The organism is Cupriavidus sp. KK10 (assembly GCF_018223725.1).
Taxonomy (GTDB): domain Bacteria; phylum Pseudomonadota; class Gammaproteobacteria; order Burkholderiales; family Burkholderiaceae; genus Cupriavidus; species Cupriavidus necator.
In genome coordinates, this window is sequence record NZ_CP073677.1 from 3194802 (window position 1) to 3214417 (window position 19616).

At 64.9% G+C, this 19616-nt stretch carries 11 protein-coding genes and 1 pseudogene; 6 read left to right on the plus strand and 6 right to left on the minus strand.

All coding sequences use genetic code 11. From position 1 onward, the window contains the following. Both KB879_RS15085 and KB879_RS15090 read right to left on the minus strand, forming a co-directional pair. Positions 1-1245 (minus strand): sarcosine oxidase subunit beta family protein, encoded by a 1245-nt coding sequence (locus KB879_RS15085; RefSeq protein WP_211981963.1) that lies wholly within the window; start codon positions 1243-1245, stop codon positions 1-3. Between the two features lie 16 nt (positions 1246-1261). Then, positions 1262-2650, minus strand: a complete 1389-nt coding sequence (locus KB879_RS15090; RefSeq protein WP_211981965.1) for an L-serine ammonia-lyase — start codon at positions 2648-2650, stop codon at positions 1262-1264. 340 nt (positions 2651-2990) lie between these two features. Here KB879_RS15090 and KB879_RS15095 point away from each other — a divergent pair, with 340 nt between their 5' ends. From KB879_RS15095 to KB879_RS15105, 3 genes are all read left to right on the plus strand, one after another. Continuing rightward, positions 2991-4103, plus strand: coding sequence for a GlxA family transcriptional regulator (locus KB879_RS15095; protein WP_211981967.1), 1113 nt, complete (start codon positions 2991-2993; stop codon positions 4101-4103). A gap of 42 nt (positions 4104-4145) precedes the next feature. Continuing rightward, positions 4146-5252 (plus strand): S-(hydroxymethyl)glutathione dehydrogenase/class III alcohol dehydrogenase, encoded by a 1107-nt coding sequence (locus KB879_RS15100; protein ID WP_211981969.1) that lies wholly within the window; start codon positions 4146-4148, stop codon positions 5250-5252. 292 nt (positions 5253-5544) lie between these two features. After that, the gene (locus tag KB879_RS15105; RefSeq protein WP_211981971.1) at positions 5545-8982 is read left to right on the plus strand and encodes an adenylate/guanylate cyclase domain-containing protein; all 3438 of its coding nucleotides are present in this window, start codon (positions 5545-5547) and stop codon (positions 8980-8982) included. A 124-nt stretch (positions 8983-9106) separates the two neighbouring features. Here the strand turns inward: KB879_RS15105 and KB879_RS15110 are convergent, their stop codons facing one another. Together KB879_RS15110 and KB879_RS15115 are read right to left on the minus strand one after the other, a co-directional pair. Then, complete coding sequence (locus tag KB879_RS15110) at positions 9107-9628, minus strand: flavin reductase family protein (RefSeq protein ID WP_211981973.1); 522 nt, start codon at positions 9626-9628, stop codon at positions 9107-9109. A gap of 103 nt (positions 9629-9731) precedes the next feature. Further along, positions 9732-10601 (minus strand): annotated as a pseudogene (locus KB879_RS15115) (L-serine ammonia-lyase, iron-sulfur-dependent, subunit alpha); the annotation flags it as partial. A 254-nt stretch (positions 10602-10855) separates the two neighbouring features. Here KB879_RS15115 and KB879_RS15120 point away from each other — a divergent pair. Beyond that, positions 10856-12955: a TonB-dependent siderophore receptor gene (locus KB879_RS15120; RefSeq protein ID WP_211981977.1), complete on the plus strand. Its 2100-nt coding sequence runs from the start codon at positions 10856-10858 to the stop codon at positions 12953-12955. A gap of 103 nt (positions 12956-13058) precedes the next feature. Here KB879_RS15120 and KB879_RS15125 read toward each other — a convergent pair whose 3' ends face one another. Beyond that, the gene (locus tag KB879_RS15125) at positions 13059-14597 is read right to left on the minus strand and encodes a PLP-dependent aminotransferase family protein (protein WP_211981980.1); all 1539 of its coding nucleotides are present in this window, start codon (positions 14595-14597) and stop codon (positions 13059-13061) included. Positions 14598-14680: 83 nt separating this feature from the next. On the opposite strand from KB879_RS15125, the gene KB879_RS15130 reads away from it, so the two are divergent. Together KB879_RS15130 and KB879_RS15135 are read left to right on the plus strand one after the other, a co-directional pair. After that, positions 14681-15304, plus strand: a complete 624-nt coding sequence (locus KB879_RS15130) for an FMN-binding negative transcriptional regulator (RefSeq protein WP_013953582.1) — start codon at positions 14681-14683, stop codon at positions 15302-15304. 53 nt (positions 15305-15357) lie between these two features. Further along, entirely contained in the window at positions 15358-15975 is a 618-nt protein-coding gene (locus tag KB879_RS15135; RefSeq protein WP_211981982.1) for a LysE family translocator, read from the plus strand. Between the two features lie 40 nt (positions 15976-16015). On the opposite strand, the gene KB879_RS15140 is transcribed toward KB879_RS15135, so the two are convergent. Further along, positions 16016-19594, minus strand: a complete 3579-nt coding sequence (locus KB879_RS15140) for an indolepyruvate ferredoxin oxidoreductase family protein (RefSeq protein ID WP_211981984.1) — start codon at positions 19592-19594, stop codon at positions 16016-16018. Positions 19595-19616 lie beyond the last annotated feature (22 nt).

The window sequence follows — 19616 nt, forward strand, 5'->3', positions numbered from 1 at the left end:
TCAGTGCGCGACGGCGGCGGCGCCGTGCTCATCGATCAGGTGGCCGGTATAGAAGCGGTCGAGCGCAAACGGCGCGTTCAGCGGATGCGGCTGGTCGCGCGCGATGGTGTGCGCGAACACCCAGCCCGAGCCTGGCGTCGCCTTGAAGCCGCCCGTGCCCCAGCCGCAGTTGAAGTAGAGGCCCTTCACGTCAGTCTTGCTGATGATCGGGCAGGCATCAGGCGACACATCGACGATGCCGCCCCACTGGCGGTTCATACGCACCCGCGAGAACACCGGGAACATCTCGACGATCGCCTGCAGCGTCCCTTCAATGACCTGGAAGCTGCCGCGCTGGCCGTAGCCGGTGTACTGGTCGATGCCCGCGCCGATCACCAGGTCGCCCTTGTCGGATTGGCTGATATACGCGTGCACTGCATTCGACATGATCACCGAGTTGACGACCGGCTTGATCGGCTCCGACACCAGCGCCTGCAGCGGATGGCTCTCGATCGGCAGGCGCACGCCTGCCATGTCCGCGAGCGTGGTCGTGTTGCCGGCCGCGACCACCGCCACCTTCTTCGCCTTGATAAAGCCCTTCACCGTGTCGACACCGACGACCGCGCCGTGATCGCGCCGGATGCCGGTCACCTGGCAGTTCTGGATGATGTCCACACCGGCCCGATCGGCGCCCCGCGCGAAGCCCCACGCGACCGCGTCGTGCCGGGCGACGCCGGCGCGTCGCTGAATCGAGGCGCCAAGCACGGGGTAGCGGCTGTTCAGGTTGATCGTCGGTTCGATCTCCCTGATCTGCTGCGGCGTCAGGAACTCTGCGTCGACGCCGTTCAGGCGGTTGGCGTTCACCCGGCGCTCGGTGTCGCGCACGTCCTGCAGCGTGTGCGCCAGGTTCATCACGCCGCGCTGGCTGAACATCACGTTGTAGTTCAGGTCCTGCGACAGCCCTTCCCACAGCTTCATCGCCTTTTCGTAGAGCGCCGCGGATTCGTCCCACAGGTAGTTCGAGCGGACGATCGTCGTGTTGCGCGCGGTGTTGCCACCGCCGATCCAGCCCTTCTCGAGCACGGCGACGTTGGTGATCCCGTGCTCCTTCGCGAGGTAGTACGCGGTCGCGAGACCGTGCCCACCGCCGCCGACGATCACCACGTCATACTCGCGCTTGGGCTCCGGGCTCTTCCATTGCTTCTCCCAGTTCTCGTGATAAGACAGGCCGTTGCGGAACAGACTGAATATCGAATAGCGGCTCATTTTGCGGACCCCTTCCTTAGCATTCAATGACGTTCACGGCCAGACCACCGCGCGACGTCTCCTTGTACTTCGTCTTCATGTCGGCGCCGGTCTCCCGCATCGTCTTGATCACCGAATCGAGCGACACATAGTGCTGGCCGTCGCCCTTCAGCGCCATGCGCGATGCGTTGAGCGCCTTGATCGCTCCCATCGCGTTGCGCTCGATACATGGGATCTGCACCAGCCCACCTACCGGATCGCAGGTCATCCCGAGGTTGTGCTCCATGCCGATTTCGGCGGCATTCTCGACCTGGTCTGGCGTGCCGCCCATCACCGCAGCGAGCGCGGCCGCGGCCATCGAGCACGCAACGCCGACCTCGCCCTGGCAACCGACCTCTGCGCCCGAGATTGACGCCGTCTCCTTGTAGATCAACCCGATTGCGGCCGCTGTCAGCAGGAACTCGACAATACCGTCGTCATTCGAGCCGGGCACGAACTTCACGTAGTAATGGAGCACCGCAGGGATCACGCCGGCCGCACCGTTGGTCGGCGCCGTAACGACGCGGCCGCCCGCCGCGTTCTCTTCGTTGACGGCCATCGCGTACAGGTTGACCCAGTCAAGCATCGACAGCGGATCGCGCAGCGATTCCTCGGAACGCGCGCGCAACCGGTTGTAGAGCTCGGCCGCGCGGCGCTTCACGCGCATCGGGCCGGGCAGCACCCCCTCGACCTTGCAGCCACGCTCGACGCAGGCAGCCATCGTCTGCCAGATCGCCAGCAGCCCGGCGCGCACTGAATCGGCCGGGCGCAGCGCACATTCATTGCGAAAGATCAGTTCGGCGATCGACAGCCCGCTGTCGCGGCACGCCTGGATCAGGTCGGCGCCGGTGCGGAACGGATACGGCACGTCGGCCGCCGCTCGCGCACCATTCACGCGATCGCCATCGCGATTGACCACGAACCCACCGCCGATCGAGTAATACTCCTTCTCCACGAGCAACTGCCCCTGCTCGTCGAACGCCTGGAAGCGCATGCCGTTCGAATGCACGACGCTGCCTGTACTGCTCATCAGACGGCGAAAGAAGCCGATGTGCTCCTTCTCATCGAAGCCGATCTCATGCTTGCCAAGCAGCAACAAGCGCTTGTCCTTGCGGATCTGCGCGAGGCGCGGTTCAATAACGTCCGGGTCGATCCGGTCTGGCAAGCGCCCCTCAAGCCCAAGGAGCACCGCCTTGTCGGTGCCGTGGCCCTTGCCGGTTGCGCCGAGCGAACCGTACAGTTCCGCCCGCACGCGGCGCACGAAACCGAGCAGGTTCGCATCCTCAAGGTGCGATGCGAAGCGGCATGCGGCGATCATCGGGCCGACCGTGTGCGAACTCGATGGACCGATGCCGATTTTGAACAGGTCGAAAACGCTGACATTCATCTGGCTGCCTCTTTGCTATTGCCTGGTAGGTGTCGTTGGATGTCAGTAGATCAAAGCGCGGAATTTGCCGATAGAACAAAAGCGGCATCAACGTGGGACGCCGCCGCCAGGCGCGGGTCCAGACAGGCCGGAAGTTCGCTTTGGCGATGATTCGCGTCGGAAAAAGGCAAGTCCGCGGCATGCGGATCGGCGACGCTGGCTGTTATGGAGCCGCGTCGTGCAGGCAGGCGGCGAGGGCTGCAGGGATGCCGTACGCATCACCGGCGTTCGCTACCGATACGCCGCCGCCCCGCAACCCAGATCCGCCCGCTTGCGCGAGCCTGTCAAGATGGATGCAGCCATGACAACCGAGGTTCCCATTTCCCCTGTCGCCGAGCCGGCGCCACGGCGCGTCCGCTTCGGCATCGTGCTGCTGCCGAACTTCACGCTGACGGCGTTTTCGGGTTTCGTCGACATGCTGCGGCTGTCGGCGGACGATGGCGACTACAGCAAGCCGGTGCGCTGCGTCTGGAGCGTGATCGGAAACACACTCGCGCCGGTACGCGCGAGCTGCGGGATCCAGGTCGCGCCGTGGGAGACCTTCGACGACGCGGAGCCATTCGACTACGTGGTCGTGGTCGGCGGGCTACTGCACTCGGGACCACAGGCCGGACCTGAGACGCTTGACTTCATCCGTCGTGCGGCGGGCGGCGGCGCGACGATCGTCGGCATCTGCACCGGCGTATTTGCGCTGATGCGCGCGGGCGTGCTCGAGGGGCACCGCGCCTGCGTCAGCTGGTTCCACTACTGGGATTTTATAGAGCGCTTCCCGTCGGTGGATGCGGACCTGCTGATTGCCGACCGGCTGTTCGTGATCGATCGCCGGCGCATCACCTGCTCGGGCGGGCGCGCGTCGATCGACGTCGCCGCCGCCATCCTGCTGCGCCACTTCGACCACGCCACCGTGCAGAAGGCGCTGCGGATCCTGCTCGTCGGCGAGATGCAAAAGGGCAATGCGCCGCAGCCGCATCCCCCCGGCCTCGAGCCCGCGACGCACCCAAAGGTCAAGCGCGCGATTCTGCTGATGGAGCAGCACGTCGGCCGGGCGCTCCCGCTTGAGGCGCTCGCCTGCAAGCTCGATATGTCGCCACGCCAGCTCGAGCGCCTGTTCAAGGCGGAGACCGGCAAGAGCCCGCAGGCATTCGCCAAGCATGTGCGGCTACGGACCGCTGCGTGGTTGTTGACCAGCTCGGACCGCACAGTCGTCGACATCGCGTTGAGCTGCGGTTTTGCTGACGCATCACACCTCGGTCGTGAGTTTCGCAAACAGTTCGGCGTGCCGCCTGCAGCCTACCGCGACAAGGGTATGCATCCGGCAGAGTCTACGCTGCCCGATGGCGATGCCTGCGAAATTTCGGCGCCTACTGAAAACGAAAGCGAAAGCGAAAGCGAGTTGAACTTGCGCATGATGTAGTCATCATGATGATGAAAGTACTTATTTCGATAGAAGAGACCAATGAAAACACACGCAGCAGTTGCCTGGGGTGCGGGAAAACCGCTAACGATCGAAGACGTTGACCTGGAGGGCCCCCGTGCCGGTGAAGTGCTGGTGGAAATCAAGGCCACCGGCATCTGCCATACCGACTACTACACCCTGTCCGGCGCCGACCCGGAAGGCATCTTCCCGGCGATCCTGGGCCACGAGGGCGCAGGCATCGTCACCGACGTCGGCCCGGGCGTGACCTCGCTCAAGCCGGGCGACCACGTGATCCCGCTCTACACGCCGGAATGCCGCCAGTGCAAGTTCTGCCTGTCGCGCAAGACCAACCTGTGCCAGGCGATCCGCGCCACCCAAGGCAAGGGCCTAATGCCGGACGGCACCTCGCGCTTCTCGATCGACGGCAGGCCGATCTTCCACTACATGGGCACCTCGACCTTCGCCAACCACATCGTGGTGCCGGAGATCGCGCTGGCCAGGATCCGCCCGGATGCGCCCTTCGACAAGGTCTGCTACATCGGCTGCGGCGTCACTACCGGCGTGGGCGCGGTGCTGTTCACCGCCAAGGTGGAAGCCGGCGCCAATGTGGTCGTGTTCGGCCTGGGCGGCATCGGCCTGAACGTGATCCAGGCGGCGAAGATGGTGGGCGCCGACAAGATCATCGGCGTGGACCTGAACCCTGGCCGCGAAGCCATGGCACGCAAGTTCGGCATGACCCACTTCATCAACCCGAAGGACGTGGAGAACGTGGTCGACCACATCATCCAGCTGACCGACGGCGGTGCCGACTATTCGTTCGAATGCATCGGCAACACGCAGGTCATGCGCCAGGCGCTGGAGTGCTGCCACAAGGGCTGGGGCAAGTCGATCATCATCGGCGTGGCCGAGGCCGGCGCGGAGATCTCGACGCGCCCGTTCCAACTGGTGACGGGGCGCGAATGGAAGGGTTCGGCCTTTGGCGGCGCGCGCGGGCGCACTGACGTGCCGAAGATCGTCGACTGGTACATGGAAGGCAAGCTCAATATCGACGACCTGATCACGCACACCTTGCCGCTGGAGCGCATCAACGAGGGCTTCGACCTGATGAAGCGCGGCGAGTCGATCCGCTCCGTGGTGCTGTACTGAGGCCGCCGAGCACGGCCTGATGCTTTGCCGGTCCTGACCCACGTGGTGAACTAAGCACTGACCTCGACACGAGCCAGGTCGGAGAACACAGGACATCACTTCAGTCCGCCGTTTGGCCTGGCAAGCGCCGGGTGGGGGTTCCGCAACGCCCGGGCGGCCTGAAGAACTGAGCACGCTCCGACCAGGAGCGAGCGCCACGCGCAAGCGCACCGCATCTCGTTCGACGGGCCCTGCCCGCCTTGATAAGATCTAATCGTTGACCGTCGCTGGCCCCATCAGGGGGACAAGCCCCATGCGCTGCGCAAGGTGCGGGTTCGAGAATCCGGCAGGCGCCAAATTCTGTGAGGAATGTGGCGCCAAGCAGGTGCGCGTTTGCCCGGCCTGCGGGCAAGAGGCGGCTGCCAGCGCCAAGTTTTGCAGCGAATGCGGCGCGCCGCTGGGCGCTCCCGCTGCTTCAAGCGCGGCCCCCCGTGCCACGGCAACTGCGTCCGGCACCCCCATCGACTACACCCCTCCCTATCTGGCCGAGCGCATCCTGGCGGCGCAGGCAGAAATGGAAGCCCGCGGCCCGGCAGACGGCGAGCGCAAGCTGGTCACCGCGCTGTTCGCGGACATGGCCGGCTCGACCGCGCTGATCCACGACCTCGATCCCGAAGACGCCCGCCACCTGATCGACCCGGTGCTGGCGCTGATGATGGAGGCCGTGCATCACTATGAGGGCTATGTGGCCAAGTCGATGGGCGATGGCATCCTGGCGCTGTTCGGCGCGCCAATCGCGAACGAAGACCATCCGCAGCGGGCCTTGCTGGCGGCGCTGCGCATGCAGGAAGCCATGCGCCATTACGCCGACGGCGTACGCCTCACCCAGGGCATCGCGCTGCAGATCCGTGTCGGCATCAACTCCGGCGAAGTGGTGGTGCGGACGATCCGCATCAAGGATTTGCACACCGACTACGACCCGGTGGGCAATTCGATCCATATTGCTTCGCGCATGGAGAGCATCGCGGTGCCCGGCTCGATTGTCGCAAGCGAACACACCCGCAACCTGACCGAAGGCTATTTCGCGTTCAAGGCCCTCGGCGCGACGCCAATCAGGGGGCTGCCCGAGCCGCTCGAGGTCTTCGAAGTCATCGGCCTCGGCCCGCTGCGCACCCGGCTGCAGGTGTCGGCCAGCCGCGGGCTGGCGCGCTTTGTCGGCCGCGCTCGCGAGCTCGATCAGTTGCGCGAAGCGCGGGCGCGGGCGCAAGCCGGACACGGTCAGATCGTCGGCGTGGTCGGCGAGCCGGGGGTCGGCAAGTCGCGGCTATGTCTAGAGTTCAAGCAGTTCGCCCCGCGTCATTGCCTGGTGCTGGAAACCTTCTCGGTTTCACACGGCAAGGCCTATCCGTATCTGCCGCTGATCGAGCTGCTGCGGAACTACTGCGAGATCACGGCGCAGGACGATGAGCGCCGGCGGCGCGAGAAGCTGACCGGCAAGATCCTGACCCTGGATCGCGCGCTGGAAGACACCCTGCCCTATCTGTTCCACCTGCTTGGGGCCGCCGAGCCGAACTCGGCGCTAGTGCAGATGGACACCCAGATCCGCCAGCAGCGCACCTTCGAGGCGATCAAGCGGCTGCTGGTGCGCGAGAGTCTGGCACGGCCGCTGGAGCTGATCGTCGAAGATCTGCAGTGGCTCGACAGTGAGACCGAGGCCTTCCTTGGTTTCCTCGGCGAGAGCGTGGCCAGCGCCCGCATCCTGCTGCTGGTCAATTACCGGCCCGAGTACCGGCACGACTGGGGTCGCAAGAGCTATTACACCCAGCTACGCCTGGATCCCCTTGGCGAAGCCGAAGCTCGGGACCTGCTGCGCGCGCTGCTGGGCGATGCCACCGGACTTGCCCAGCTCGAGCAGTTGATCCTGGAGCAGACCGAAGGCAACCCCTTCTTTATCGAAGAAGTGGTGCAGGACCTGGTCGAGGGGCAGGTCCTGCGCGGCGAGCGCGGGCATTATCGTCTCGATCAAGTCCCGGGCAAGCTGCACATCCCTGCCACCGTGCAGGGGGTGCTCGCCGCCCGCATCGACCGCCTGCAGCCAGCCGAGAAAGCACTGCTGCAGACCCTGGCCGTGATCGGCAAGATATTCCCCTGGAGCCTGCTTGCACGCGTCGTCGAGCAGCCCGAGGACAAGACGAAAGGCCTGCTGGCCCGGCTGCAGGCAGGGGAGTTCATCTACGAGCAGCCGGCGTTCCCGGAGGTGGAGTACAGCTTCAAGCATGCGCTGACCCAGGAGGTGGCCTACGGCTCCCTGCTGAGCGAGCGGCGTAGTGCGTTGCATGAGCGCACCGCCCAGGCAATCGAGACCCTGTTCAGTGCTCAGCTCGAGGAGCACTGCAGCGAGCTGGCCTATCATTTCAGCCGCAGCGGCAACACGCTAAAGGCGGTGGAGCACCTGCACCGCGCCGGGCGCCAGGCCGTGCAGCGCTCGGCTGACGCCGAGGCGGTCACCCACCTCACCATGGCACTGACCTTGCTCGCCACGCTGCCTGATGCGCCCGAGCGCGCGCGGGAAGAACTCGCAGTCCAGCTCACCCTCGGCCCGGCCTGGATGGCCAACAAGGGCTTCGCTGCCCCGGAAGTGGAGGCAACCTACTCGCGGGCGCTCGCGCTGTGTCGGCAGCTCGGGGAGACGGTCCAGCTGTTCCCTGCCCTGCTCGGACTGCGCACCTATTACACGGTCCATGCCGAACTCCGGGCCGCGCGCGAGCTGGCGGGGCAACTGCTTGCGCTGGCCAAAGAGGCGCAGGACCCTGCGTTGCTGGTCCAGGCGCATCGGGCGTTAGGCGCCAATTTGTCCTATCTCGGCGAACTGGCTCCCGCCCGTGCACAGCTGGAGCAGGCCATGGCTCTCTATGATCCAACGCAGCACCGGTCGCATGGCTTCATTTATGGATTGGAACCCGGCGTACAGGGGCTGGCGCTGATTGCCATGGACCTGTGGTTGCTCGGCTATCCGGATCAAGCCTGGGCGCGTAGCCAGGAAGCGCTCGCCTTGACCCAAACCCCTGCCCATCCTTCGGACTCGGCCGATGCCCTGTTGGCCGCCGCCGAGGTCCGGCTGCTGCGCGGCGAAGTGCAGCCGGCACAGGATCTCGCACAGGCACTCATCGCTCTCGCAACCGATTACGGCCTTCCGTACGGGTTGGCTTGCGGAACCATCCTGTCGGGCAGTGCACTGGCTGCAAATGGACACGTGGAGGAAGGGATAGATCTCATTCAAAAAGGCCTGAGCGCATATCGCGCAACCGGGGCCGAACTTCTGCGAACCCATTTCCTGGCGCTGCTGGCCGAAGCCTGCGCCAGAGCGGGGCAAGTTGAGGCAGGGCTTGCGGCAGTGGCCGAGGCGCTGGCTACAGTGGAACGAACCGAAGAGCGGGTGCACGAAGCAGAATTGCATCGGCTCAAGGGAGAACTGACGCTGCTGGAAGCGGGCCGAGTGGGCGAAGCGAACGAAGGCGCCCGCGAAGCCGAAGCCTGCTTCCAGCGGGCGATCGAGATCGCTAGCAGGCAGGATGCCCGGTCGCCGGAGCTCCGCGCGGTAGTAGCGCTGAGCCGCCTGTGGCAGCAGCACGGCCGCCATGCCGAGGCCCGCTCCTTGCTGCACGAAACCTACGGCTGGTTCAGCGAAGGGTTCGATACGGTGGACTTGCGGGAGGCCCGCGCGTTGCTCGTCAAACTCGGGGAACAGTGAGCCCATCGCCCGCGGGATAGCTCGCGTTTGGGGGCGTGACCGATTTTCAAATCCAATGCCGCTCTGTCTTTTCGTGGATGCGGAGGCGATTGAAGCAGAATTGACACGCTGTAGAACACCATTCCTAGCTTTCCAAAGGGAGAACTGCACTCAGTTCATCGTGCTCATGGGCTCGTGCTACCAGGTAGCGTCCATCCCCGAAGACGAGCGGCCTGTGCTCGGACCGCTCCAGGCGGATAACTCGTCCGATATAAACGACATGATCGCCTTCAGGATGGGCGGAAACCTTCACGCATTCCAAGTTTGCAGCGCATGAACTAATGATGGGAACGCCTCCTAAACCGGATCGAAAGATGATATTGCGAAATTTGTCATCGCTAGCGGTCGAAAACTGCCTGGATATCTGAATTTGATGCTCTGAGAGGATATTTACCACGAACCGCTCGGCATCCCGAAACACGGTGTAGCTCCTTGATGAAAGAGATTGGCTCCACAGAATCAAGGGTGGATTCAGTGAGACAGAACTGAACGAATTGACGGTCATTCCAAACGCCCTTCCGGTGGCGTCCAATGTGGTCATCACAGTCACCCCTGTGGGGAAAGCACCCAACGCCTTGCGCAGAGCCAGGCCATCGATCTGTTTCATAACGTTTCCTTTTAGGGTGCACTGAGGCCCGACAGCGCAAGATTCGCCGGCCTTAATCCGTGCCGACACCGCACGATATCCAATTTCGATGCCGAATTTTACTGGTTGCGGATCCACGTAAAGCCATTCGTGCAGCGTTAATTGCCTTGATGGCCCTCAGGGAATTGCGTTCGATACAGGGATGCAGTGCAAACCCCTCCACCGGGTCGCAGGTTATGTCAAGGTTGTGCGAAAATGTGATCTCCACTGCGTTCTCGATCTGTTCGTTGCTACCGCCAAGCACCGCGGCCAGACCCGCAGCAGCCATCGAGCACGCCACCCCGACTTCATCCCGGCAACCGACTTCGGCCCCAGATAGCGAGGCGTTTTCCCTATAAATAATGCCTATGGCCGTGGCGGTTAACAGGAAATCCACCACACCATCCTCATTAGCTCCGGGTACGAAATCACGGTAGTACCGCAGCACAGCGGGAATTACGCCCTCAGCACCATTTGTCGGAGCGGTCACGATTCGGCCGGCCGCGGCATTTTCCTCGTTGACCGCGATCGGGTATAGGTTGACCCAGTCGGGCATCAACGGCGGGTCAGATAGAGACTCCTCACCGCGCCTGGATAGCTGCTGATACCGCTCGGCAGCACGGCGCCGCCCCCGAATCGGATCGGGCAATTCGCCTCCGATTGCACGGCCTCGCGCAATGGAAGCGCCCATGGCATCGGCAATTGCCAGTAGCCCGGCGCGAACGTCATAGGTGCTTCGCCTGCATTTCTCATTCTCGAGCACCAGGTCGGCAATGGTGCGACCTGACTCCTTGCACATCTGCAATAGCTCCTCGCCGCTCCGAAAGGGGTAAGGAATCGGGTGCTCGTCGACCGTCTGCACATTTAAGTGGCAAGCCGCGATCATGGGGCCCACGGTATGCGAACCAGAGGGCCTGATTCCAACTTTGAAGATATCAAATGTGCTGACGGACATACTGCCCTCGACCCATCCCTGCAGTACCAGTTCCGATCGCTCCGAAGGGAGCGCCGTCCGCCCTGGGGCGTGTCACTAGTACATCAGATCATGCAGGTTGGGAGATAGAACCTGTGCGTCGTCACATTAGGACATTCGCGCCAAGGCGGTCTTACGGGCCAGGCGCAATTTGTAAGCGTCGGACGAAATTCTTGTAAATACAAACCATTCTCATTTATGATGCGCCACTTACGTTGCTTTCGCCTTGGGCCGTCATGTTTGTCCGCCGTCTTGCCATACCCGCCGCCGTCAGTTGCCTGTTCCTGCCTCCCGTTGTTTCCCACGCCACCGAAGATCTCACCACGCTGCCATCCGTGACGGTCAGCGCCGCTGCCGATGGGCGAACTGACGTCGGCTTCACCACGCGGCGGGCGGCCGGAGTGACCAAGTCGGATCAATCAGCGGCCGACGCCGCGCAGTCGATCACTGTCATCACGCGCGACCTGCTCGACAGCCAGCAGGCGCAGAATCTCAGCGACGCGCTGCAGAACTCAGCCGGCGTGGTCACCAACGTCTATGGCAGGCGCGGCTGGGACGACTTCATCATCCGCGGCCAGCGTGCATCGGAATCGATCTTTGCCGACGGATTGCTCGTCGACAGCAACAACCGCGTGGCGCAGGAGCTGTTCGGCGTGGAACGCGTGGAAGTGCTCAAGGGACCGGCCTCGATCCTGTTCGGCGCGGTACAGCCGGGCGGCCTGGTCAACATGGTCAGCAAGCGCCCGCGTGCCGAACTGTTCGGTGAACTGGGCCTGACCGTCGGTAACTACGGCTTCCGGCAGGTGACGGTCGACGTAGGCACGCCGCTGGCCAAGGACAGCAAGGCCGCGTTCCGCCTGAACGCGCTGATGATGAACAGCGACGATCCGACCGACTACGTCTGGTATCGCAACCGCTGGATCGCGCCGTCGCTGACGCTCGACCTTGGCGCGCACACAGACTTCACGATCCTGACCAGCCACAACCAACGCAATTACGTGCGCCAGCAGGGCCTGCCCGTGAATGGCACCCTGGTGCCGAACCGCAATGGCGTGGTGCCGAGCAACCGCTTCATCGGCGAGCCGAATGCGCCGTCTTATGACGGCGAGCAGAACCGCATCGGCTACGCGCTGACGCACCGCTTCGACTCCGGCTGGACGTTGAACCAGAACCTGCGCTACCAGACGTCGTCGCTGACCGGCACGCTAGTGTCGGCCGGCACGATGGCCGTCAACAGCCAGGCGATGAACCGCAGTGGCACGCAGCAGAGCTTCTCGGGGGACTCGTTCGGTGTCGACACTAACGTGCAGCGGACTTTCGCGTTCACGGGGCATGCCCACAGCGTGACCTTCGGCATCGACTACCGCCATACGAAGGAAGACCGCTTGCAGAAAACGTGCCGCGTGGCAGCGCTGAACGTCTACAACCCGGTCTATGGCGCCAGCATCAACTGCCCGTCCGCCTATAGCCTGGACGCGACCGATACGCTAAACGCGGTTGGCCTCTATCTGCGCGATCAAATCCGTATCGCCGAGCGCTGGACTGTGACCGGCGGCGTGCGCTACGAATCCGCGCAAACGAGCACAACGGACCGGCTGGCGCGGTCACGTGCCGGCAACGACAACAACGCCGTCACCGGCAGCGCGGGCGTGATGTACGACCTGACGCACTGGGCGCGTCCGTACGTGAGCTTCGCCACTTCGTTCCTGCCGAACGCCGGCACCGACGTCAACGGCGCCACGTTCAAGCCCGAGAAGGGCCGCCAGTACGAAGTGGGCATCAAGTTCGACATGCCGGACAAGACCGGCCTGCTGACACTGGCCGCGTTCGACCTGACACGCACCAATGTGCTCAGTACCGATCCGGTTAACACTGGCTTCAGCGTGGCCGTCGGCGAACAGCGGTCGCGCGGGCTAGAAATGGAACTGACGCAGGATCTCGGCAATGGCTTCAGCGTTTCGGGGGCCTATGCCTACATCGCAGGCGAAGTCACCGGGGACACCACGGCTGCGAACGTCGGCAAGCCGCTCAACAGCGTGCCCCGGCACAGCTTCTCGGTCTGGAGCCAGTACCGCTTCCGCGGCGCGCTCGCCGGCTGGTACGTCGGTGCCGGCCTGCGCGGCGAGAGCGCCAAGCGCGGCTACAGCTTTAACTACACCGTGCCGGGCTACACGGTGGCCGATCTTGCCGTCGGCTACGTAGCATCGCACTGGCGCGCGGCGTTCAACGTCAAGAACGTGTTCGACAAGATGTACTACGCGGGCGGCCTGAACAACAACGTGCTACCAGTGGGCAATCCGCGGGTGGCCATGCTCAACGTGACGATGACCTATTGATGCGGCCCCCACCTGGAACCTCCAGACCAGTAATGAGGCGGCCACCAGGCTGCTGTGGTTCGAATCGAACCCATCGCGTATCGGCGGCCATAGCATCGAGTCGTCAGCCTACCTGAAATCCGTTGTCAGCCTGGCCCTGAGAACCCAGGCGGGAAACACCCCGCCCCATCACCGCAATCATCGACCCTAAAATCTGCATCCCCCGCTGAATCTGCTCCACCGTCAAACTCGCATAACCCAGCACCAATCCAGCCGCTCGACGCTGTCCATGCGGCCGAGCCCCTGCAAACAACGGAGATACCGGGTAGACCCCCACATCCTTGCTGCGCGCAGCGGCCACCAGCGCTGTCTCGTCCCGGGGCCGCAGCGACGGCAACCACAGCACCACATGCAACCCCGCCGCCGTACCGCAGACGTCCGCGTCCGCTGGCAGGTAGCGTGTGACGCCATCCAGCAAGGCTGCTCGCCGGCGCTCGTTTTCCCGGCGCATGCGCCGCACATGGCGTTCGTAGGCACCGCTTTCGATCAGCGCTGCCAGCACGCGCTGCTCCAGCACGGGCGCATGGCGGTCGGCCAGCCGCTTGGCCTGCCGGAACACCGGCACCAGTTCAGGCGGCAGCACCAGGTAGCCGAGCCGCAGGTGCGGCGACAGCGCCTTGGAGAAAGTGCCGACGTAGATCACGCGGCCGTCGGTGTCGATCGAGCGCAGGGTGTCGATCGGGCGCTGGCCGTAGCGGAACTCCCCGTCGTAGTCGTCCTCGATGATCCAGGCGTCGTGGCGCTGCGCCCATTGCAGCAGCTCCAGGCGCCGGCCGATCGGCAGCACACCCCCTAGTGGGAACTGGTGCGACGGTGTCACGTACACCAGGCGGACACGATCGTCCTGGGGAAGGCTGGCGGTATCCAGGCCATGCCCGTCCACTGGCGTGGCCTGGCACCTGGCGCCGGTGGCTTCGAAGCAGCGCCTTGCCATCAGGTAGCCAGGGTCTTCGAAGGCGAAGGCATCGCCGGCATCCAGCAGCAACCGTGCGCACAGATCGATGGCCTGCTGCGAGCCATGTACCACCAGAACCTGCTCGGCCTCGCAGGCCAGTCCCCGGGCACGCCGCAAATAGCCCTGGAGGGCGCGTCGCAGCGATGCCTCACCTTCGGGCGGGGCGTATGACAGGCTGTTTTGCTGACGCAGCAGTTCGGCCTGGTAGGCACGCCGCCAGGCCAGGGTTGGAAAGTCCCGGGAAGCCACCGCCCCATACAGGAAGTCGAAGCGAACCGGTTCAGCTTGCAGCGGTGCCGGCATGCCGAGTCCCGCCACGCGACGCCCGAATTCGGACAGGGTTGGGGCCGACCTGGAGTGCCGGCCTGCGGTCAGCCCGGCTGGTGCCGGTGCCGCCAACGGGCTGGCGATTCGGGCCACCCGCCCCACCGCGGTGACGAGGAAGCCCTCGGCCACAAGTTGTTCGTAGGCGGCGGTGACGGTGGTACGCGATACACCCAACTCGGACGCCAGCGCTCGCGTGGACGGCGCCCGGGCACCCGGCGGCAGTGAGCCGTCCGCGATCTGGGCGCGCAGAAGATCGTAGATGCGGCGTCCCGCGCCCGTGGCTCCGGCACGGTTACCGGCTGGCTGGCGTGACTGGCCCATAAAGAATCATGAAAACTGGACCTTCTGATTGTGCCAGTTGTCGGCGAGAGTATCGAGCATTCCATCCCTTCCGATTCCCCACCATGTACATTCCTGCTCACTTTGCTGAAAACCGGCCAGAGGAACTGAGCCGCATCATCCGCGAGCACCCGCTGGGGATGCTGGTTACGCAAGGCAGCGCCGGACTGGATGCCGACCACATCCCGTTCGAGTTCGATCCCGGCGAGGGAACCCACGGCGTGCTCACAGCCCACGTGGCCCGCGCGAATCCACTCTGGCAGCGTTGCCCCACGGGCTCGCCGGTCATGGTCGTCTTCCGCGGCGCCGAGGCCTATATCTCGCCCAACTGGTACCCGAGCAAGCATGAGGCGCACCGCCAGGTGCCGACCTGGAACTACGAGGTGGTACACGCGCACGGCACGATCACCGTGCATGATGACGAGCGTTTCGTTCGCCGCCTGGTTGCGCGCCTGACCCGGCGGCACGAGACAGCCGAAGCCAGGCCCTGGAAGATGGGGGACTCCGCGCCGGAGTACATCGACAGCATGCTGCGCAACATCGTGGGCATCGAGATCGCCGTCACTTCGCTGGTGGGCAAGGTCAAGCTCAGCCAGAACAGGGAGTTGCGGGATCGCCTCGGTGCCGCCGACACCCTAGAGGCGCGGGGGTATGGCGAACTTGCACAGTGCATGCGCAAGGCTGGTTGAATTGCCCCCGGACCCGCGCTCAGCTTTGCCTCACCATTGACGAACACCACATCATGTCACTCATCCCCTTCCGGATCGCTGCCATCGTTCTCGCCATCACCCCCGGCCCGGGCATCGCCTATGTCGTTGCACGAACGGTGGCTGGCGGCCGGTCCGAGGGCCTGGCTTCATGCTTCGGCACCGCCCTTGGTGGCTTGCTCCATGTGCTCGCGGCGGCCTTGGGCCTGTCGCTGGTCATTGCCCAGTCAGCCGTGGCGTTCAACCTGCTCAAGTATCTGGGTGCGGCTTATCTGGTGTACCTGGGGATTCGCATGTTGATGCGCAAGCAAGCGCCGGTCACGCTCGAAACCATGTCATCCAAAGGTGCGCGCCGCGCTCTGGTCGAGGGCATCATGGTCGAGGTCTTGAATGTCAAGACGGCGCTGTTCTTTCTGGCGTTCCTGCCGCAGTTTGTCTCGGCAAGCGAACCTCTGGTGCCGCAGTTGGTGCTGCTGGGCTGCATTTGCGTCGCGCTCAATACGCTGGTCGACGTTGTCGTCGTGTTTGCCGCGCATCGTCTGCTCAAGTCTGGCGCCGCCCGCGAAGCTCGCGCCCGCTTGATGACCCGGATGTCGGGTGTCACGATGCTGGGCCTGGGCGCCTTCCTTGCGCTGGCCCGGCGCGAGGCCTAGACAGGGGGCGGTTCGGCGCAGGGCTCGAACCGCCCGCCTCTCAAGCCGCAGCCCGCCGGGCCGCGCTGCGATACTGCGCCAGCAACGCCTCCCGCCGTACTGCCGCCGCATCCATGCTGGCCTCCTTCACGTGGCCGTAGCCGCGGATATCCTCAGGCAACGCGGCAAGCGCCAGCGCGGCGTCGACGTTGTCCGCGCTCAGGGACGCTGCGAACTCGTCGACCATGGCCAGATAGTCGTTGACCAGCGCCCGCTCGGCGCGGCGCTCGGCAGTCTTGCCAAACACATCGAACGCCGTGCCACGCAAAACCTTCAGGCGCGCCAGCAAGCGGAATGCCGTCATCGTGCGCGGACCGAAGCGGCGCTTGACCGGGCGGCCCTTGCCGTCACCCTTGTCGCTCTTGGCCAGCAACGGGGGCGCTAGCCAGAAGTTGAGCTGGTAGTCGCGGCCGGGCTCCCCTTCGAACTGGGCGCGCAGCTTGTCCAGGAAGGCGGGATCGGCGTAGAGGCGCGCCACCTCGTACTCGTCCTTGTAGGCCATCAGCTTGGCCAGGTTGCGCGCCACGGCCTCGGTCAGCGGCAGCTTGCGCTCGATGCCCAGTTGCTGCTCCGCTGCGCGGATGCGCTCGACGGCCTCGCGGTAGCGGGCAGCGTATGCGGTGTTCTGGTAATCGGCCAGCATCGTCTCGCGCTTGCGGATCAGGGTGTCGAGCGTCTGCGGGATTGCCACGACCTGTGCGGCCGGGGCCGCCGGAGCACCCGGCAAGAGCGCCTTTACCGCCGCCTCGCCATGGTGCGCGAGATACCGTCCCCATTCGAATGCCAGCCGGTTCTTGTCGATCGACACCCCATTGAGTTCGATCGCGCGCAGCAGGCTTTCACGCTGCAGCGGGATCCAGCCCTTCTGCCAGGCAAAGCCGAGCAGCAGCGGGTTGGAGTAGATGGCGTCGGCCAGCAGGGTCACCGCCCATGCGCTGGCGTCGAAGAACGCGCAGGCATCGCCCACGCTGGCGCGCAGGTCCTGCTCGGCGCTGGCGCCGGGGAACTTCCACTTCGGGTTCTTGATGAATTCCGCGGTGGGCGTGTTGGCGCTGTTGACCACGGCGGCGGTCAATCCGTGCCGGATCTTCGACAGCACCTCGGCCGAGGCCGAGACAATGGCGTCGCCCCCGATCACCAGGCGCGCCTCGCCCGTCGCGATACGCGTCGCATGCAGGTCGTCCGGGCCCGGTGCGATCTGCACGTGGCTGATCACCGCCCCGCCCTTCTGTGCCAGGCCAGCCATGTCCAGCACGGTCACGCCCTTGCGTTCAAGGTGCGATGCCATGCCCAGCAGGCCGCCGATAGTGACCACGCCGGTGCCGCCCACGCCGGTGACCAGCACGCCGTACGGCCGCTCCAGGGCTGGCAGCCGCGGCAGCGGCAGCGCTTCGAAGTCGGCGCCGGTGCCCTTGCCACCCGCTGCCGCCGGCTTGCGCACCTGCGCCCCCTCGGCGGTGACAAAGCTAGGGCAGAAGCCGTTGACGCAGGAGAAATCCTTGTTGCACGACGACTGGTTGATCTTGCGCTTGGTCCCGAGTTCGGTCTCCAGTGGCTCCACAGACAGGCAGTTGGACTTGGCCGAGCAATCGCCGCAGCCCTCGCAGACCGCATCGTTGATAAAGGCGCGCTTGGCCGGGTCAGGATAGGTGCCGCGCTTGCGGCGGCGGCGCTTCTCGGTCGCGCAGGTCTGGTCGTAGATCAGGATGGTGACGCCCGCGGTATCGCGCAGCTCAACCTGGACGGCGTCGAGCTGGTCGCGGTGGAACACGGTCACGCCGGACGGCAGCATGTTACCGTCGCCATACTTCTGCGGCTCGTCGGTGACGACGACCAGCTTCTTCGCGCCCTCGGCCAGCACCTGGTGCGCAATCTGCGGCACCGTCAGCACGCCGTCGATGGGCTGCCCGCCGGTCATTGCCACGGCGTCATTGAACAGGATCTTGTAGGTGATATTGGCCTTTGCCGCGATCGATGCGCGGATGGCCAGCAGCCCCGAGTGGAAATACGTGCCGTCGCCCAGGTTGGCAAACACGTGCTTGTCACCGGTGAAATGCATCTGGCCGGTCCAGGCCACGCCCTCGCCGCCCATCTGGCTGAAGGTGTCGGTATTGCGGTCCATCCACAGGGTCATGTAGTGGCACCCGATGCCGGCCAGCGCACGCGAGCCTTCCGGCACGCGCGTGGACGTATTGTGCGGGCACCCTGAGCAGAACCAGGGCTTGCGCTCCAGCGCGATGCGCGGCTGCGCGGCCTCGCGCTCCTTGGCCTCGATCAGCGCCACGCGCGCTGCAATGCGTGCGCGCACCGCTTCCGGCAGGTCAAGGCGTTCCAGCCGGCGGGCGATGGCCTTGGCGATCAGCGCCGGCGACAATTCATAGTGCGCCGGCAGCAGCCAGTTGCCACGCGGCACCGACCACTCGCCGCCATCGTTGCCACGCTGGTCGAACTTGCCAAAGACCTTGGGCCGCACATCCTCGCGCCAGTTGTACAGCTCTTCCTTGAGCGCGTATTCGAGGATCTGGCGCTTTTCTTCCACCACCAGGATCTCTTCCAGGCCGGTGGCGAACTCACGGGCGCCGTGCGCCTCCAGCGGCCACACGCAACCCACCTTGTAGACGCGGATGCCGATGCGGGCGCAGGTGTCGTCGTCCAGGCCCAGGTCTGCGAGCGCCTGGCGCACGTCAAGATATGCCTTGCCGGCGGTCATGATGCCGAAGCGCGCGTTCGGCGAATCGAGCACGACGCGATTGAGCCGGTTGGCCCGCACATAGGCCAGCGCCGCATACCACTTGTGGTCAAGCAGCCGCGCTTCCTGCTCCAGCGGGGAATCGGGCCAGCGGATATTGAGGCCGCCCTGCGGCACGACAAAGTCCTCCGGCAACGCGATCTGCACGCGCTCGGGATCGATCTCGACCGAGGCGGTCGACTCCACCACGTCGGTGACGCACTTCATTGCCACCCACAGGCCGGAATAGCGGCTCATGGCCCAGCCATGCAGGCCGTAGTCGAGGTACTCCTGCACATTGGCGGGGTACAGCACCGGGATGCCGGCAGCCTGCAGCACGTGTTCCGACTGGTGCGCCACGGTGGAGGACTTGGCGGCATGGTCGTCGCCGGCCAGCAGCAGCACGCCGCCATGGCGCGACGAGCCGGCCGAATTGGCGTGCTTGAGCACGTCGATGGACCGGTCCACGCCCGGCCCCTTGCCATACCACATCGAGAACACGCCGTCGCGCGTGGCGCCGGGGAACAGGTTGACCTGCTGGCTGCCCCAGACGGCGGTCGCGGCAAGGTCTTCGTTGACGCCGGGCTGGAACACCACGTCGCTGGCCGCCAGGTGCTGCTTGGCCTTCCACAGCGCCTGGTCCACGCCGCCCAGCGGCGAGCCGCGATAGCCCGAGATAAACCCGGCGGTGTTGAGGCCGGCGGCGCGGTCGCGCGCCTTCTGCAGCATGGGCAGGCGGACCAGGGCCTGCACGCCGCTCATGTAGACGCGGCCCTGCTCCAGGGTGTACTTGTCGTCCAGGCTGGCGCTGGCCAGGGCTTCGAGCAAGGCGGGGTTCAGCGGGGCATTCACGATTCTCAGTCTCCGTGCTTGT

Excerpts from the sequence above, each read along its gene's own strand:
- KB879_RS15135 (WP_211981982.1), top strand. The coding sequence starts at position 15,358 with ATGTCACTCATCCCCTTCCGGATCGCTGCCATCGTTCTCGCCATCACC.
- KB879_RS15095 (WP_211981967.1), top strand. The coding sequence starts at position 2,991 with ATGACAACCGAGGTTCCCATTTCCCCTGTCGCCGAGCCGGCGCCACGG.
- KB879_RS15125 (WP_211981980.1), bottom strand. The coding sequence starts at position 14,597 with ATGGGCCAGTCACGCCAGCCAGCCGGTAACCGTGCCGGAGCCACGGGC.
- KB879_RS15120 (WP_211981977.1), top strand. The coding sequence starts at position 10,856 with ATGTTTGTCCGCCGTCTTGCCATACCCGCCGCCGTCAGTTGCCTGTTC.
- KB879_RS15090 (WP_211981965.1), bottom strand. The coding sequence starts at position 2,650 with ATGAATGTCAGCGTTTTCGACCTGTTCAAAATCGGCATCGGTCCATCG.
- KB879_RS15100 (WP_211981969.1), top strand. The coding sequence starts at position 4,146 with ATGAAAACACACGCAGCAGTTGCCTGGGGTGCGGGAAAACCGCTAACG.
- KB879_RS15110 (WP_211981973.1), bottom strand. The coding sequence starts at position 9,628 with ATGAAACAGATCGATGGCCTGGCTCTGCGCAAGGCGTTGGGTGCTTTC.
- KB879_RS15130 (WP_013953582.1), top strand. The coding sequence starts at position 14,681 with ATGTACATTCCTGCTCACTTTGCTGAAAACCGGCCAGAGGAACTGAGC.
- KB879_RS15085 (WP_211981963.1), bottom strand. The coding sequence starts at position 1,245 with ATGAGCCGCTATTCGATATTCAGTCTGTTCCGCAACGGCCTGTCTTAT.
- KB879_RS15105 (WP_211981971.1), top strand. The coding sequence starts at position 5,545 with ATGCGCTGCGCAAGGTGCGGGTTCGAGAATCCGGCAGGCGCCAAATTC.